Here is a 16,215-nt window from a genome sequence, read left to right as displayed (position 1 = left end):
TGACTATGAAAAATTATATGCAAACTACAAGAAAAAGGCAGCTTTGATTGCTGGATAACTGATTGATAGAAACCTCAATTTAATTTGTACTCAAACTTGACATAGGACCAAAATCTTAATTTTGAAAATATTGCAGTTAACTTTATTAATTTCATAAAAATAAGGATCATACACTTATATTCAGCGTATAATCCTTATTTTAAAATTATCGCACCCCTATATCATTCGCTTCTAACCTATTTTCCCATAGCATGAGTACTTAATCAATAGTGTCTATTGGGCATAAAAAGCGTACCTCAGTATAAGAATCCGGGTATACATCACTTAGTGGCCTTTGAAAATGATCATCAGTATGTCCGGCATATGTAATTCCATAGGGGGTGTCTAGATTTGTTATAATACCAGCGTGAGTCCACGCCTCATCACCGGGGTTCCAAAATTGTATAACATCGCCAATGTTAACTTCTGTGCTACTCCATTTTACTGTAGCAATTTCATTGTTAACCATGTAGTCATAAAAATCTGGTACACTAACCCAGCTATTAGTATTAGCTACTCCCGGATGTCCTTCCCAAATAGTCTTTCCACCATGCCATGTTAAAGTCATAGGAATGCCTGCATAGTTCCAACATTGAGAAACAAAATTTGTACAATCGTTTGCATAGCTTTCAAAATTCGGATTATAATCGTTCCAATACTGACGCGCATATTCAATAGCTTTTGAACGATTGAACGACATAGTAACATTCCTCCTTTGATGCAAATAATAACATAAAAGCAGTGAAATGAATCTTCACTTATGTTATACTACTACCCAGAGATTTTAACAATGCTATACGTACCTTGAGGTACGAAAGGAGAATTTGAATAGTGAGCAAGTGTTATTGGAGTATTCCTGAATGAAGTATCGTTGATGCAACTGGTAAGCCTCAAATATTGATTAAGTTGAATGAAAATAACAAAGCAGTCTTCTCCGTAAAAATGATACCCCCGACACACCATCTGAATTGAAAAGGACGGAAGTTTGCCAACTGAACAGGCCTACAACATAACCCTAAATTTGTCCTTGGCACCGTAAAACATATTTAGGCCCCAATTTTACTCACATCTATCATCTATATACAATTCATGATATAATTTGATTGTATAATGGACCCATGAATTCAGACCAGTAAATTTATTTTTAAGTGTATGATATAATCCAATTAAATATGGAGGAACACATCATGCCAAAAAGAAAATACACATCTGAATTCAAAAGCAAAATTGTCTTGACCGTATTACAAGGCGAAAAAGATATCAACCAAATTAGTGCAGAACATGTTCTAAATCCCATGATGGTCAGAAAATGGAAACAGGACTTTTTGGCAAATGCCTATCTTGCCTTTGGGACAAACACTGAGCGAAAAACGGCTCAGAGGAAGGAGGAAGATCTGAAGAAAAAGAACGATCAGATGCTGAAAACCATTGGACAGCTTACCCTGGAACGTGATTTTCTTCAGGACTGCTTTCGCCAAGCTGGAGCACCCATTCCACCCATTCCACCCATCCCAGACTATGATCAAAAAGAATCATGACCTATCTGTGCGTCGGCAATGTCAGCTACTGGGTATCAATCGATCGAGCCTGTATTATCAAGAAAGGCCACAAAATACAACATACCAAGCCCTGCAAGAAGATCTGATGAAGCAAATAGACAAAATCCATACGCAGTTTCCTTATATGGGATCACGAAAGATCGTTATCAAACTCAAGGAAAATGGGTACAATATTTGTCGTAAGACTGTACGGCGTCTCATGCAAAAGATGGGAATCTACGCAATTTATCCAAAGCCTAATTTGTCCAAGCGAAACAGCAAAGAGGCTGTGGTGCCGTATTTGCTTCGCAATTACGATGCTCGGTTTCCTAATCAGGTATGGTCCATCGATATTACCTACTTACCGATGAATCGCAGCCATATGTGTTTAACAGCCATTATTGATTGGCATAGTCGTAAAATTGTTGGACACTATTTGTCGGATACGCTGGACGCATCATCAGTCATCTTGGCTGTCAAAGAGGCCATTTCTCAACATGGCGTGCCGGCAATCATCAATTCAGATCAAGGATCTCAATTCACAAGTCTCGAATACAAGAATGTGTTAAAGGCATTTGGGATTCGCCAAAGCATGGATGGAAAGAGTCGTTGGGCAGACAACGTCATGATTGAGCGTTGGTTCCGCTCGCTCAAGACAGAGCTGATCTATCCCAACGAATTTTCATCTCCAAGAGATCTTCGTAAACGAATTAGCGAGTATGTTACAGAATACAATACGCTTCGCCCACATGCTGCACTTGATTATGTAACACCGGATGCCGTATATTATTCACATTTTTCTCAGTCGTTAACAGAAGTCGCGTAATAAGCTTAAAAATTTTTACTGCGGTCTAGACAAGGGGCCCATTATAAATCATAACATGAAGGTATTCGCTATGGATCTTTTTATGTGTTCAGTTTCATTATACAATTAGCCAATATAAAAATTCTCGAGAATACTCCTTTTATTCCTATTTTACCTATTATTATCAGACTTTTCTGTACAACAATGATTTTCCGGAGAAAAATATGCTATCATGAAAGATAGGAACTAACAGAAAGGAGATCTATCCCTATGAACTTCAATTTTTCACAACTCTTAGACCTCAAGGGCGACTCGGCCCCATTCTCTGAAATCCGACAGCGGATCGCGTCCGATGCTTCGGTGAAAGGCGCAAATCTCGTCATTCTAATCACCGCAATCCTCATTGCGTCCGTCGGCCTCAATATGAACAGCACCGCAGTCATCATCGGTGCCATGCTCATTTCCCCTTTAATGGGTGGCCTTGTCGCAACAGGCTACGGAATGGCAACCTATGACATGCAATTTATCAAGGATTCGATGGTAAAGCTTGGCTTCCAAGTCTCCTTCGCCTTGATTACCTCGGCGATTTATTTTTCTCTTTCGCCCATCAGCGATGCATCTTCCGAACTCTTAGCGCGCACATCCCCGACCATCTGGGACGTTATCATCGCACTAGCAGGCGGTATCGCTGGCGCCATTGGTAACACCCGAAAAGAAAAAACGAATGTCATTCCAGGCGTTGCTATTGCCACGGCCTTGATGCCACCGCTTTGCACCGCAGGCTACGGCATCGCCACGCATTCTTCTACCTTCGTACTTGGCGCGCTCTACCTGTTCTTTATCAACGCATTCTTTATCACGCTTTCCGCATTCTTAGTCTTCAAGGTGCTGCGCGTACCGGCATCGACGACGGTCAACGAAAGCCACATGCAATACCAGCGGACCATTCTCCTAATCGCGGGCATCGTCATCACCATCCCTAGCATTTACATGGCCTATCTAACAGTCAACGACAACATCCGCGATACGCAGATCAAAACGTTTATAGCAAAAGAAGTCGCCTCTGAAAAAGTGAGTGCCGTATCGTATGCCTTCAAAGATGGACTCTTAACGGTCGATCTCATTGGAACACCACTAACCGAGGATCAGGTGGCAGAACTCCAGTCCTCGATGCAGTCGTATTCCAAACTGACAGATGCCAAGTTACACATCGTGCAAGGCAATGTAAACACCATCGGTCAAAAAGAGATTCGACAAATCATCACGAACCGGATCGAAGGACTGGTTGCCAACGATAAAGGAAAATCCTATAAAGAGCTCGCGAGCCTTTATTATCCGGCCTACCAAACACAGCAAAGCGATGAACAAATCACCGTTGCTATGAATGCTCAGCTCCCTGCGCTATTTCCACAAATTGTTGCCGCCCAAGGCAGCACCATGCCCGCCCACAGTACGGACGCAAGCACATCAGGCAGTCAATCACAACAATTTCTTGCAAAACTCACTGTCTCGGCCCCACTTTCCCCGACCGATGCCGCGAAGATCCAGCAATGGCTCAAAACACAGACCGACAGCCCTGTTTCGCTCATCGTACAAATGCAAGAACAGGATAGCAGTTTCTACGGCAATGGCATTGCTTGGGAATAAACCGTTCCAGCTACTTTGCCTGCAAATTTATCATTGCCCATGCTATAGAAAAGACGATCGAGGAAGCTCGTTAGGCAGAGAACAATTCACTTGTATATCTTTTTATTTATGTCCTTCGACGCAGACCCATTCTTCGCCGTTTTGCGTATAAACATGAACATCTTGGAAGCCTGCATTCGTAAAGAGTTGCTGATATTCTTCTAACGTCGGGTTAAACATATGATACTTGGCGATATTTTCCTTCGTTTTTTCTGCCAGGTTTTCATGGTTATAAACATCGGCGATCAAGAGGAACGTTCCGCCCGGTTTGAGCACACGACGCACTTCTTTCAAATTTTCCTGTGGGTCCGGCCAGAAATAAAAGCTTTCAACTGTCGTGATTTTATCAAAGGATGCATCGTCAAACGGAAGCTCTTCGACTGAACCTTCAAGCACATCCATCTTGCCAGCAATGATATCTGCTTCGTTGTACTTCTGCGACTGCGCCACCGAAAGGACGGAAGTTTGCCAACTGAACAGGCCTACAACATAACCCTAAATTTGTCCTTGGCACCGTAAAACATATTTAGGCCCCAATTTTACTCACATCTATCATCTATATACAATTCATGATATAATTTGATTGTATTGGCGTATCTTCGTTACACTTAAGTTAATATTTATCGATGTAAAAAATAACTCATCTATTCCACTGTTCTCTAAAAACTTGCGTTTTTTATTTTAATCGGCGAATTGTCAAGCTAAGTGCAACACCTTTGAGAAATAGACCTCATATGGTGTTTTGTAGCCAAGGCACTTTCTGGGGCGCAAGTTCAGCTCATGGTATTTCTGTTGGATGTAATCCTCTGGCGTATCTGTGAGGTCTTTGCCCTTCGGGAAGAACTCCCGTAGAAGCCCATTGGTATTTTCATTGGTCCCGCGCTCCCATGGATGGTGCGGAGCAGGAAAGTAGAACGTCACACGTTTCAACTCCTTTCTGAGCTGAGCATGTTTCGAGAATTCCTTTCCTCGATCCGGCGTAACCGACAGATGCGGCTGCCCCGAGAGCGCCTCACACATCACCTTGTTGACTGCAGCAGCGGTCTTGCTCATGGCTTTTCCGCCAAGCAAGTACCGGCTCTTCCGGTCCACTAGTATGACGAGGCATGCCCTTCCTTGCTTGCCCACCACGGTATCCGCTTCCCAGTAGCCACGGACGGAACGGTTCGCTGCACTGGCAGGACGATCTTCGATGAGATGCGATATGACGAACTTGCCACGATGTTCTTCGTTGCCTTTCTTGTGACGCCGTTTCCCGTGATGCCGTAGTTTCCGAAGTACGAACTTCGCTGAAGCCCCTGGCGGGTTCAGCAGGCCTGCGTGGATAGCACGGTAGATTGTTGGAACACTGACGAGACGGCAGCCATGCTCCAACTGGATCTGTCCGACAATCTCCTCTGGCGACCAGTGGTACTCCAAGATACAAGTTTGGATGTAAGCGTGCAGTGGCGCATACGCCAAGCGCTTATGAGGGCGACAGGCTTCTCTGCGTTGCTTGTAGAGTGCATGTGCAGTCAACGGGCAGTACGACATAGGTTGGCCAGCTGGAGCCGCATTGCGGCGAAGCTCACGCGAGATGGTCGACTTGCTCCGGTTCAGCAGATGGACGATCTCCGTGATGGATTTGCCCTCAGCAAGAAAAAAGAGTATCTTTTCTCGCTCAAATGGTGTAAGATGTGTGTAGTGGCACATAGGCTCTCCTTTTGTTATAGGTAGTTCTTTTCAAACATCATTATAGCAAAGAAGTCTATGTGTCATTTTAGTTTGGTTGTCTAGGAGCTGTTGCACTTAGATTGTAAATCCATCTCTTTAATTCTATTGTGCTTTTCGAAAATAGGTGATATTAAAAATGATTATATTTATAAGTGATTCTTTGTTTTTATTATATATCATCACTTTTCTTGTGATAATTATTACCATCTATAAATGCATTAAGGCTAAGAAAATAGAAACAAAAACTATAGTGATTACACTAATAGGAGTTGTATATTTATTATTCTATTCGTATAAATCCATACCATCCGAAAAGGTTCAATATAATCACATAGCAATATCAGACGTAGAGGGATTATCAGAAAAAGAAATTGTTAACAAAATACTAATCCAAGAATTTGACTATTATAAATCTGAGAGATTATTCACTAAAAATCAAATTTTTGATTATAAAATTAATCGAATTAATGGTCCAATAAACGATACCAGTAAGACAGACAATCACTATTATGATGTATCATATTCAGTAAAAACCATAGCTCCGGCTTGGATTGCAGGTAATGGAAAAAATGAAGGCCTATGGGTAAATAGCAAATCTGAGTTCTATATTTTAATCAAAAATAATGACCAATATATTCTAAACCGTGTTGGTGGCTTATAATTGTAATATGCACCAACTATTAAATTAACCAAGTGATGATGAATAAAAAAGTCGAACTGCAATCAGAATTTAAAATTTTCCCAGATATCATCTATCAACACTATCATAAAAAAACTATATTTTATATACTTATACACTTCTACTGGTAACCCATCTTCAAGCCCAACTTTATATTCAACACTAATATAAAAGCGTCAGTCACTCCTTTCGAGCAACTGGCGCTTTTATACTTCTTATCTACTGTGCCCTACTTTTGAATATGGTTTCCGTAAACATCACGGTACACATTTTGGGCTTTATCATCTTTATCATTTACCCGTACACGTTCCACCTTATGCCGATCATTATCTTTACCGGAAATTCGGTCTACGCGGAAACGATCGATATTCTGCACTTTAACCAATTCAGGACCAAAGTCATCTACAGAACGGGTCATGTTACCATCCGAAGGCGCTCCATTTTGTAAAGCCCTGTAAATAATGGCTGCGTATTCATAACGTGTCATCGCTCTATCGCCTTTAAATTCTCCATCCGGATATCCTTTCAGATAACCTCGTTCCGCTAAGTTCTTAACATACTCATAAGCCCAATGATTTTCCGGTACATCTGGGAAGATCATAGTTCCGGTTGCTGTAGGAACCAATTTGGCAGGCTGACCCGATTCATAGGCTGCCAATTTTTTTGTCAGCGTTTCAATCTGATTCTTCATAGCCAACATATCTTTAGCCATGGAAACACGTGAACGGGAGATGTGGCTCTTCTGCCCAAATTTCCAGCTGACACCAACATTTACCATATTCTCTCCTCCACTGAAGGACCCGCCTACACTAAACATCGTATCTTCGTTAGGACGATAATATGCTCCGATAGCGACTGCATGAGCATCTTTATAATTCCCATACCCTGCAGCAAAATCCCATTTGTCATCTGGATCGAAATCCAATGGGTGCAATCCTGCCAGAGCCGCGGCACCTGCCCCAACACGGTTCACTCGATCTCCCAATTGACTGATCCGGTTTTCCGCACGGTACAACTGGCTTCCATTTACAGCATCCGTACTGGTCGATGAAATATCTCCAGGAGCTACGTTGGTGATCTTATTTCCACCATTATTCAACCCATCTTTATTGAGCGTAACATCCTGACCTGCGGAACCGTTTTGGATTGTCATCCCTCCCGTCGTTATGGTGGTGTCTCCAACGTTGACAGTGCTGGCATTTACCGTCGTGATATTCCCAGTGTCTGCTGTAACAGTCTTCGTAGTAACCGAATCCAGTCCTTTCAAATCTTTTGAAAGCCGCACTTTCAGGTTATCACTTCCATCAGATACCACTCCGATATTGTCTTCCGTTGACAGTTTAGAAGAATCCGTAATGCCCCCAACTACATTCACTTGCCCATTGAGTTTTTTACTGATTACATTCCCTACGTCGCCGCCATATTTCATTCCGTCGTTCATAGTGGCGACCGTCTGGGTATTCCCATTGTGATCTTCATAGACGATCCGATCAATACCATCCGTGCCATTATAGCCATCCGTGCCGTCTACTCCATTCACACCTTTTACAACATGGATGTCAGCAGAAGCACCATCCTTGCCATTGATGCCAATATGACCATCGGTACCATTGTTTCCGTCTTTACCTATAGAAGAAATGGTAACCCCATCTTTGCCATCGGCACCTTTTACACCAATAGCCCCATTGATGCCATCAGCGCCGTCTTTGCCCTGGCCGCCCACGGTAACAGTATCTGCCTTCAGATTCTTGTCCAGTCCGATGACCAGATCTCCATTTGCATCCACTACAGTCTTGATGTTAGAAGCATCATATTCTGTATCTGCTTTGGTACCATTTCCTTTGATGGTCATGGTACTGTTCAGTTTTTTGGCTACAGAACCTGTATTTCCAGCAAACTTCAGTCCATCATCGAGCGTAGCGACCTCATGAGTAACGTGTGTATCATCTTCGTAGACAATCCGGGTCATCCCATTGGCACCATTAGTACCAGCCACGCCATCCTGGCCCTTTGCCGATTTCATGGTAAGCCCGTCTTTGCCGTCTTTACCATTCATACCGATAGAGCCATCTTTGCCATTGATTATGACGGATGAACCATCTTTACCCGCCACACCGATGGAACCGTCTATGCCATGTTCACCTTTTTCACCCAGATTCAGGTTGTCATTGACATTGACCTTGTACGGATCTTCCGTTGTGCCTTTGCCTGTAACGGTCGTATTTTTTCCGTCTACCAATTTAGTGGCGTTCTTGGCAATTTCATCTTTCAACTGGCTGACATTCACTGCATCCGTTCCAGCCGTGCCTGCCGCCACATTGTGAATCTGATTGCCACCGTTATCCAGCCCTTTTTCTGTCAAAGAAACTAGAGAAGTCCCGGCTGCCGGATTTTTCGGAGTAATCGTAATACCGCTGGCATTAATCGTCGTCTTATTCCCGTCTTTATCCGTGACAGTCATACCGCTCCCCTGCGTCACAGTCTGATTTCCGTCTGCGTCTGTGGTCGTCACACTATTCACGTTCAGATTATCATTCAGGACCACTTTCATCGTTCCGTTTTCCACTTTCGTAGAAATATTTTTGCCGTCCCCGGTAACTTCAATATCCTCTCCCAGAGGTTTGTGGACGATATTCCCATCCTGATCCTTTAATCCGAACCCTTTTTCCGTTAAATCAGCAGACTGTTTCGTCAACTGACTGACGTTGACAGCGTCTGTATCTGCGGTACCAGCAGCTACATTGGTTATTTTCGTGCCGTTCGCATTGATTCCGTCTTTCGTTACAGAAGGTCCTCCAGCTATGGTCATACCCTGATTGGTGATAGTCGTATCGCCGGCTTTTACCGTCTCAGCGTTTACCGTTTTCGATGTAACACTATTCAGGCCAGTTACATCTTTTGCCAGTTTTACGGTCATCGTATTATTGGCTGAATTGGCAACCACTCCGATATTATTATCGCTTAAATTGTTGCTGTCAGCACCGCCCAAAAGGGACATAGCCTGGTCAGAACCGCGATGGAGCACATTGACATCTGCTTCTGAAGTATTGCCAATGGTCGAATTATCTCCGGCAAACCGCAGAGGTCGGGTCATGGTGTAAAGCTGGCTGCCATTTACCGCATCAGTACTCTTTGCACTGACCAGTCCAGCTGCAACATTCTGGATCCGTCGTTCCTTCCCTGCAGAGCCCACCGTGACAATACCTGCAGGGGTTCCCCCGGCGTACTGATATGTCCCGTTGCTGTTATATACATCCATTCCTTTTGTAGTAGCTCCCGATACAACATAAGCCGAATTGCTGCCAAGATAGACGGAATTTCCCAAGGTTGCCGTTACATGGCTCCCCAGAATCTGGGTATTGGACAAATCCGTGTTTTGAGCCGTGGCATCAACGGTATTCTGGTTTCCCACGATCTGGATATCCGTCAGATTCCTGTTTTTCTGGTTTTTTGCCTGGATGGTATTTTTTGAACCTGTAACAGTAATATCAGATACGCTGCCTGCATCGCCTGCTGTGCTTGTATCCGGATCGCCCGTAACCGTATTCTGGTTACCCGTCACAAAAATATTTTTAAAATCTTTCGGGTTGGAAGAATTATTGGAAAGGGATTCCATTTTCAGTACGTTTTGATTCCCGACAATACGATTGCTGTCCCCTTCCATTCGGTTTTCATTCCCAAAGATCCCCGAATTCGAAGCACTTACATCAGCAGCTGTACCTGTTGCAGCCGTACTGTTCTGGCTGCCCAAAACATATGTATTTGCTCCAGTGACCCTGTTTTTGGTACCGATTGCCCCAGAAGAAACACCTTCTGCCTGTGCATTTGTCCCCACTGCGAGAGCATTTTCTGCCAGTGCCTGAGCCGTATCACCAATAGCGGAAGCACTTTTGCTGTTGCTCTTGGCATCGCTGCCGATGGCGATGGCTTTGTCATCAGAAACGCCAGCAGAATAGCCAATGGCAATAGCTTTATCTACGCTGCTTCCGCCATTTTTTATAGAGGAGGTTGCCAAAGTCCCTATAGCCAGTGAATCATTTCCGGCAGCCTGAGCGCCAGCCCCGATTGCCGTGTTATATTGATAACCGCTGATGGCTAGAGTCTGTTTCAGGCTGCCCGGGTTATCCGGATCTTCATAGCCGGCTCCCACAGTGATACTGCCAAGACTCTGCGCTTCTGTATTATTCCCCAGCGCAACACTCCTGTCCCCTAAAGCTTTTGCACTGACGCCAGCTGCCATAGAGTCTTCACCCGTAGCCAAATCGTTGTCATAATTATTCAGATTGGCAGATTTTACAGAGTAGTAATGTGTTTTTGCCGTATCAACGATCTTATTGACCTGAGCTACATTCGCTGCATCAGTCCCCAGTGTCCCTGCCGCAACATTGTGGATTTTCGTTCCCTTATTGTCATTATTACGAAGGGTAATACTGTCTCCATCTCCAGAAGTGACCGTATCATAATATACCCCACTTGCCGTTGCCGAAGAAACATTCGCATTGACCTGAGCTACCGTAGCGTCGATTGATTTTTTGAGCTGTGCCACAGTGACGGCATCCTGGTCCAGTGCCCCGTCAGCAACGTTGGTGATGCGGCGCAAAGCCGATGCACTGCCGACTGAAACAGCCGTCTTAGGTGCCGCTTGGCCTGTCAGATATCCGTTCCCACTGATCATAGCGGCATTCGCTACGGAATCATTGCCGATAGCAACATTCCCACCAGAAGCCTGTGCTCCCTGTCCTAAAGCCACACTGGCTGCGTCTGCAGCCTGGGCGTTAAACCCAACTGCCGTAGATCCATTCCCATTCGCCTGCGCCTGATACCCTACGGCTACAGCGTCATCGGCAGCTTTTGTCTCACTGCCCAGAGCGGTAGACTGGATTCGAGATACAGCTGAATCGTTTTTATTGGCATGATATCCAATAGAAACATTTTTCCCTTCAGATGTGTTTCCACCTGATCCGATATTGGTCCCGGCTTCAGAACCAATGGCAACATTATGATCGCTTTTAACATCATTTCCCGTTTTGTAGCCAATTGCAATGTTCTGCTGTCCGTCAATATTGTTGCCGGCCCCGTCTCCGATGACTACATGGGAGCCTTTCGCCCCTAATACATCCCCTACCATACCGACCCCTGCATTAGGGCCAAGTACGACAGACCGGACAGCATTTGCACTGGCATCTTTGCCCAAAACCACAGAAGCACTGCTCCCAGCAACAGCTCCGTTCCCAATAGCAACGGCATCTGCCCCACTGGCTTGCGCACTCTTACCCATAGCCAAGGCATCTGCTCCACTCGCTGCTGCCTCTGTTCCAACCGCAATGCTGTCAGCTCCAGAAGCAGCCGTACTTTTGCCCAGAGCCAGTGCGCCTTCCGCCTCAGCCTTTGCGCTGTCTCCAATCGCTACAGCACTATGACTGTTTTGCGTCACAGCAGCATTGTTGCCCATCGCAATTGCATGATTCGAAGCAACCGTACTAGCCTTAGTTCCAATTGCCATGCTGTTATCGTTGAGCTGAGCATTGGTCCCATCATTATAGACCGTCGCTCCATCCCCCAGTGCAATCGAAGAGTTTCCCCGAGCATTGGCTGCATCACCGATGGATATGCTTGCTTTGCCTCCGCCTATAACCACAGTAGAACCGTCGCCATCAGCCATCATACCGTTAAAAGATCCGCTGACAGCTTTTCGGCCAATGGCAATACTGTTTTCAGCAGATGAAGCAGAACGAGCAGCATCGCCCAGAGCCACAGAATCTTTGCCGTTTGCTTTTGCACTGACACCAATGGCAACAGCATCTTTGCCCGCAGCTGCAGCGTCCTCTCCTGTGGAATTGGCACGGAAATACTTTATTCCCGGTTTTGTTTTATCCAAGCCCAAAGCAGAATTCACATTTTTTAGCTCTGTAATATCAGCCGTATTATTGTTGATTTTTCCTGTCTTGGCTGTAATCGCATTTTTATTCGCCGCAATATCCGTCTTGTTTTGCTGGATGTCATTGGAATTTTGATTGATTCCAATCTTATTGTTAGCGATCTCTGTGCTGTTATCCGCAATTTTGTCCGTATTGGCAGCAATAGCTGTTTGGTTATTTTGTACGTCTGTTTTTACTGCATCCACTTCTGCACTGGTTGCGATCCCATCAGTGGATATTGTGATTGTCTTTGTTGTGTCGTCTTTAGTTACAGAAATGTTAGTTCCGGCATTCAAAATATCACCGTCATGAACAACTTCAGCGCTACCATAAAGTGCACTTCCAAATACAAGCACAGCTGTTAATACGGTACTAGTCAGTACCCCCCCCCGATTTAATAATTGTTCTTAATAGAGAATTACCCGACGTTTTCCCGCCATTTTTTGCTAATTCTGAAACAACCTGGTACTGCCCTTTTGCACGATTGAATATAACCTTGTAAATTCTATTCAATCTAATCGCCTCCTTTATATTAAAAATAGCATAAAATAACACTCAGCACCTTTAATAGATTTAAACTTTATACGGTGCATTTTTTCTTATTTTAACATCATTTTACTTCCTAAACAATGCATTCCTCTAGATTATTTATTTTTTTATAAAGCTATAATTGATTAAAAAATATTTAGTAATCTTGACATACGCGATGACGTCGTAGCCAAGCTCGTGAATCTGGTGTAGCGATGCCGGTGAGCAGAACCATGAGCCGAACAGGACGTGCTGGACAGAGACACCTGCCTCACGAGCCTCTTCCAACAGTGTTAGAATAACCTCTGGAGCTTTGCACTGTGCTAGCTTGCGCTGCATGCTTGCCACCATTGCTGTACGGGTAGATATCAGCTGACGCGCCTCACAATTGCTGCTGCTTCGACAAAGAGGACAGCAGGCAGTGGCGGAGCAGCAGGAAGGTATTCCCATCGCTCCAACCAAACGTGAGTATACGGAAGACTTTCAGGAACGTGCCACTGACATAGTCGTAGACGCGGGCCAGCAATTCCACTTTCTTGGGCTGTTGCGTTTAAGCAAGGAGTCGTTGTCGATGATGAGGATGTTCCTACGGTCTTCGCCCGTCATTGGTGCGATTGGCCTTCTGGATGTTGGTCGTATCCAGGAGTCCATTGAAATGGTAGAACGTATCTCTCTCAAACGGGATAGGCTCTGACGCATCCTTCTTCCGTTGGTAGAAGAACCGCCTCTGAAACACTACCTCGGACGCGCTTTGCGGTCATGACCGCAAAGCCGCACATCTTGTAGACATTGTAGTTTCGCAAGAACTGGCTGACATGGAATTCGGCAAAGAATTGACAAATCTTGGAAGATGATACTTCACATGAGTGATGATATTGTACAATATTCATGGCATAAGCCTTCCGTTTGTGTTGTAGATTTTCGTTACTTTTATTATACAAAACGGAATGAGTTCATGCTATTTTTATTTCGCGGATTACTAATAAAGATAAATCAGCGGGGTATCAACTGTGAAGCTTATGTTAATAATAATATATGAATGCTGTACATTAACATACTGTACTCCGTTTTCCCGGAAAGTCATGTCGTTTCTCTCTTGCATTTCCAAATATCCATTTATGCTTTGATTTCTGTGCCATCTTTAAAAGTCACCCAAATATCATCTCTCTCATTTACAGTAATGAAATCTACCAAACTGCACCACAGTCTTTTATCAAAAATGCTAATAAATTCCTGTTTCTGTAAATTTTCAATAAATCTTTCTAGCTGCTGGCCCCTACTTGTACGCTGTTTCATGGTATCGCAAATCTGGTCATACTTTATTTTTATTTTTTCATAGCGGTTAACTAGCTCGCTGTACTCTTGGTTATATTGCACTTGATCCTGTGTCAAGCAAGCATTTTCGGAGATGAGTTGCTGAACCCGTTCTGCTAACAGATTCATATTGAATTCTAATGCGTTTCGTTTCTTTTCCAAATCTGTAGTATCAACTAGGCGAATCTTTAACAGAATAATATTGCTAAGGATCTCATCTTTATTCTTGATAAGTTGATTGACTGCTCGGACAAATATATTTTCTATCTCATTTTCAGTCAGATGTGGCGTCTTACAATGTCTCTTGAACTTATCATTACAGCGATATACGGTCTGGCGGTATTTATCAGTCGAGTGCCAAACTTTGGCTCCGTACCAACTGCCGCACTGTCCACATTTGATTTTGCTGGAGAAAATGGAGATACCGCTATGACGAATTTTACTATTTTTTCTCTTCCGCATCTCTTCCTGTACCAAGTCAAATACCTGTGGACTGATAATAGCCTCATGGTTATTTTGCACATAATATTGCGGTACTTCCCCTTCGTTCCTCTTACTTTTTTTCGTAAGAAAGTCCACCGTAAATTTCTTTTGAAGCAACGCATCACCTTTGTACTTTTCATTCATGAGAATACTTCGCACCGTGTTGGGTCTCCATATTTTGCACCTCGCAGGTGTTGGAATCTTTTGCTCTGTCAATTTCTTTGCAATAGAATGAAAGGTGTACCCGCTAAGATATAAACGATAAATCAGTTTTACTGTTTCTGCCTGCTCTTTATTCACTACCAGATTGCCGTCCGCTCCCCTGTCATAACCAAGAAAATGACTGAATGCCAAACTGACCCTCCCATCAGCAAACCGTTTCCGATGTCCCCAAGTGACATTTTCTGATATACTCCTACTTTCCTCCTGTGCTAGGGAACTCATAATAGTAATAAGAAGTTCACCTTTGGCGTCTAGTGTCCAGATGTTTTCTTTTTCAAAGTAGATTTCGACCCCGTTATCTCTCAACTTACGTACGATTGTCAAGCTATCCACCGTATTCCGCGCAAAACGGCTGACCGATTTCGTAATGATAAGGTCAATTCTGCCATCCATTGCATCACGAATCATACTTTTAAAGCCTTCCCTATGCAAGGTATTTGTCGCTGAAATTCCTTCATCCGTGTACATCCCAGCGAATTCCCAGTCGCTGCGTCCCTTTATATAATTTGTATAATAGTCAACCTGTGCTTCATAACTTGTAAGCTGTTCATCCCGGTCGGTTGAAACGCGTGCATACCCGGCGACCCTTCTCTTTTTCTGGCTATGAATAGGTTTTTCTGTGTAATTCTGTAGTGTAGCTGGTATGACCTGCACTTTTTTCATGGCAATTGCACCTCTTTATTTTCTCCAGAATAAAACCGGAACAACAGGGTCCGATTCTTCTGAACCTCAATCCATTCCACCTGTTCCCGAAATTTTTGCTCATCAAATGTAGATTCGCCAAGAAGGGCTGCCGCTGTTTTTTTCAGCCAATCTTCTTGGATGCCGCTAGTGTGGACACATTTATGTTTGTTCCGACTCCGCCAATACGCTACTCTTCTATTTTTACGTGTTTCCAAACAACGGACAAATTTCACATCACAAGCCGGGCAAAAGATACGTTCTGAAAAGGCACTATAACGGCTGGACAGTCCACTTTTACGGTATTGGACCATTCTTTGCTGCACTTGTTCCTTCCGTTTCTCCGTCCACATATCCTTTAACGCTGTCGATTTCCATGGCTGCTTAATAACCTTGCCGTCCTTTAAGTAAAATAGCAAGGAATGATAAGCCGGCACCACTATTTTCTCTACCCTCTGTAAAAACTCAGTCTTATCAAAAATTGCCATTTCAAGCGCACTGGTGCTAGCATATAAATAGGACAAGTCAAACTGAGGTTTTCCATAAAGTGATACAATAAAAGTATATATAGGGGGCCTTAGTATGACGAAGTTCAACAAACAATTCAAA

General features: G+C 43.8%; 12 protein-coding genes. 4 read left to right on the top strand and 8 right to left on the bottom strand.

Features of this window, described 5'->3' with window-relative positions; translation table 11 throughout:
* Positions 1 to 259 precede the first annotated feature (259 nt).
* Positions 260 to 739 carry an amidase domain-containing protein gene (locus tag ACFCTO_RS11815; RefSeq protein WP_278726086.1) on the bottom strand — a complete coding sequence of 160 codons (480 nt, stop codon included), beginning with the start codon at positions 737 to 739 and terminating at the stop codon, positions 260 to 262.
* 487 nt (positions 740 to 1,226) lie between these two features.
* On the opposite strand from ACFCTO_RS11815, the gene ACFCTO_RS11810 reads away from it, so the two are divergent.
* From ACFCTO_RS11810 to ACFCTO_RS11800, 3 genes are all read left to right on the top strand, one after another.
* Positions 1,227 to 1,577, top strand: coding sequence for a transposase (locus tag ACFCTO_RS11810; RefSeq protein WP_026385707.1), 351 nt, complete (start codon positions 1,227 to 1,229; stop codon positions 1,575 to 1,577).
* Positions 1,558 to 2,403 carry an IS3 family transposase gene (locus ACFCTO_RS11805; RefSeq protein WP_296822379.1) on the top strand — a complete coding sequence of 282 codons (846 nt, stop codon included), beginning with the start codon at positions 1,558 to 1,560 and terminating at the stop codon, positions 2,401 to 2,403. The genes ACFCTO_RS11810 and ACFCTO_RS11805 overlap by 20 nt, the downstream gene beginning before the upstream one ends.
* Before the next feature lie 249 nt (positions 2,404 to 2,652).
* A complete protein-coding gene (locus ACFCTO_RS11800; RefSeq protein WP_296822377.1) occupies positions 2,653 to 4,029 on the top strand; it encodes a DUF389 domain-containing protein in 1,377 nt (458 codons plus the stop codon).
* A gap of 102 nt (positions 4,030 to 4,131) precedes the next feature.
* On the opposite strand, the gene ACFCTO_RS11795 is transcribed toward ACFCTO_RS11800, so the two are convergent.
* Together ACFCTO_RS11795 and ACFCTO_RS11790 are read right to left on the bottom strand one after the other, a co-directional pair.
* A complete protein-coding gene (locus tag ACFCTO_RS11795) occupies positions 4,132 to 4,548 on the bottom strand; it encodes a class I SAM-dependent methyltransferase (RefSeq protein WP_296822522.1) in 417 nt (138 codons plus the stop codon).
* Positions 4,549 to 4,764: 216 nt separating this feature from the next.
* On the bottom strand, positions 4,765 to 5,760 hold the full coding sequence (locus ACFCTO_RS11790) for an IS30 family transposase (protein WP_499876945.1): 996 nt from the start codon (positions 5,758 to 5,760) through the stop codon (positions 4,765 to 4,767).
* Between the two features lie 157 nt (positions 5,761 to 5,917).
* Between ACFCTO_RS11790 and ACFCTO_RS11785 the strand changes: the two genes are divergently transcribed.
* Positions 5,918 to 6,442 (top strand): hypothetical protein, encoded by a 525-nt coding sequence (locus ACFCTO_RS11785; RefSeq protein WP_499876944.1) that lies wholly within the window; start codon positions 5,918 to 5,920, stop codon positions 6,440 to 6,442.
* Positions 6,443 to 6,689: 247 nt separating this feature from the next.
* Here the strand turns inward: ACFCTO_RS11785 and ACFCTO_RS11780 are convergent, their stop codons facing one another.
* The 5 genes from ACFCTO_RS11780 to ACFCTO_RS11760 form a co-directional block, all read right to left on the bottom strand.
* Positions 6,690 to 12,674, bottom strand: a complete 5,985-nt coding sequence (locus ACFCTO_RS11780) for a YadA-like family protein (RefSeq protein WP_499876943.1) — start codon at positions 12,672 to 12,674, stop codon at positions 6,690 to 6,692.
* Between the two features lie 76 nt (positions 12,675 to 12,750).
* On the bottom strand, positions 12,751 to 12,933 hold the full coding sequence (locus ACFCTO_RS11775; protein ID WP_349174020.1) for an ESPR domain-containing protein: 183 nt from the start codon (positions 12,931 to 12,933) through the stop codon (positions 12,751 to 12,753).
* A 93-nt stretch (positions 12,934 to 13,026) separates the two neighbouring features.
* Positions 13,027 to 13,245 carry a transposase gene (locus ACFCTO_RS11770; protein ID WP_499876942.1) on the bottom strand — a complete coding sequence of 73 codons (219 nt, stop codon included), beginning with the start codon at positions 13,243 to 13,245 and terminating at the stop codon, positions 13,027 to 13,029.
* 777 nt (positions 13,246 to 14,022) lie between these two features.
* Positions 14,023 to 15,588, bottom strand: a complete 1,566-nt coding sequence (locus tag ACFCTO_RS11765; RefSeq protein WP_499876941.1) for a recombinase family protein — start codon at positions 15,586 to 15,588, stop codon at positions 14,023 to 14,025.
* The coding region (locus ACFCTO_RS11760) for a hypothetical protein (protein WP_499876940.1) at positions 15,585 to 16,215 on the bottom strand (631 nt) is incomplete at its 5' end. The genes ACFCTO_RS11765 and ACFCTO_RS11760, both read right to left, overlap by 4 nt.

Source organism: Megasphaera indica (assembly GCF_046614755.1).
GTDB lineage: Bacteria > Bacillota > Negativicutes > Veillonellales > Megasphaeraceae > Megasphaera > Megasphaera intestinihominis.
The sequence above is the reverse complement of the archived record's forward strand: the minus strand, read 5'-3'. Positions and strand labels throughout refer to the sequence as shown.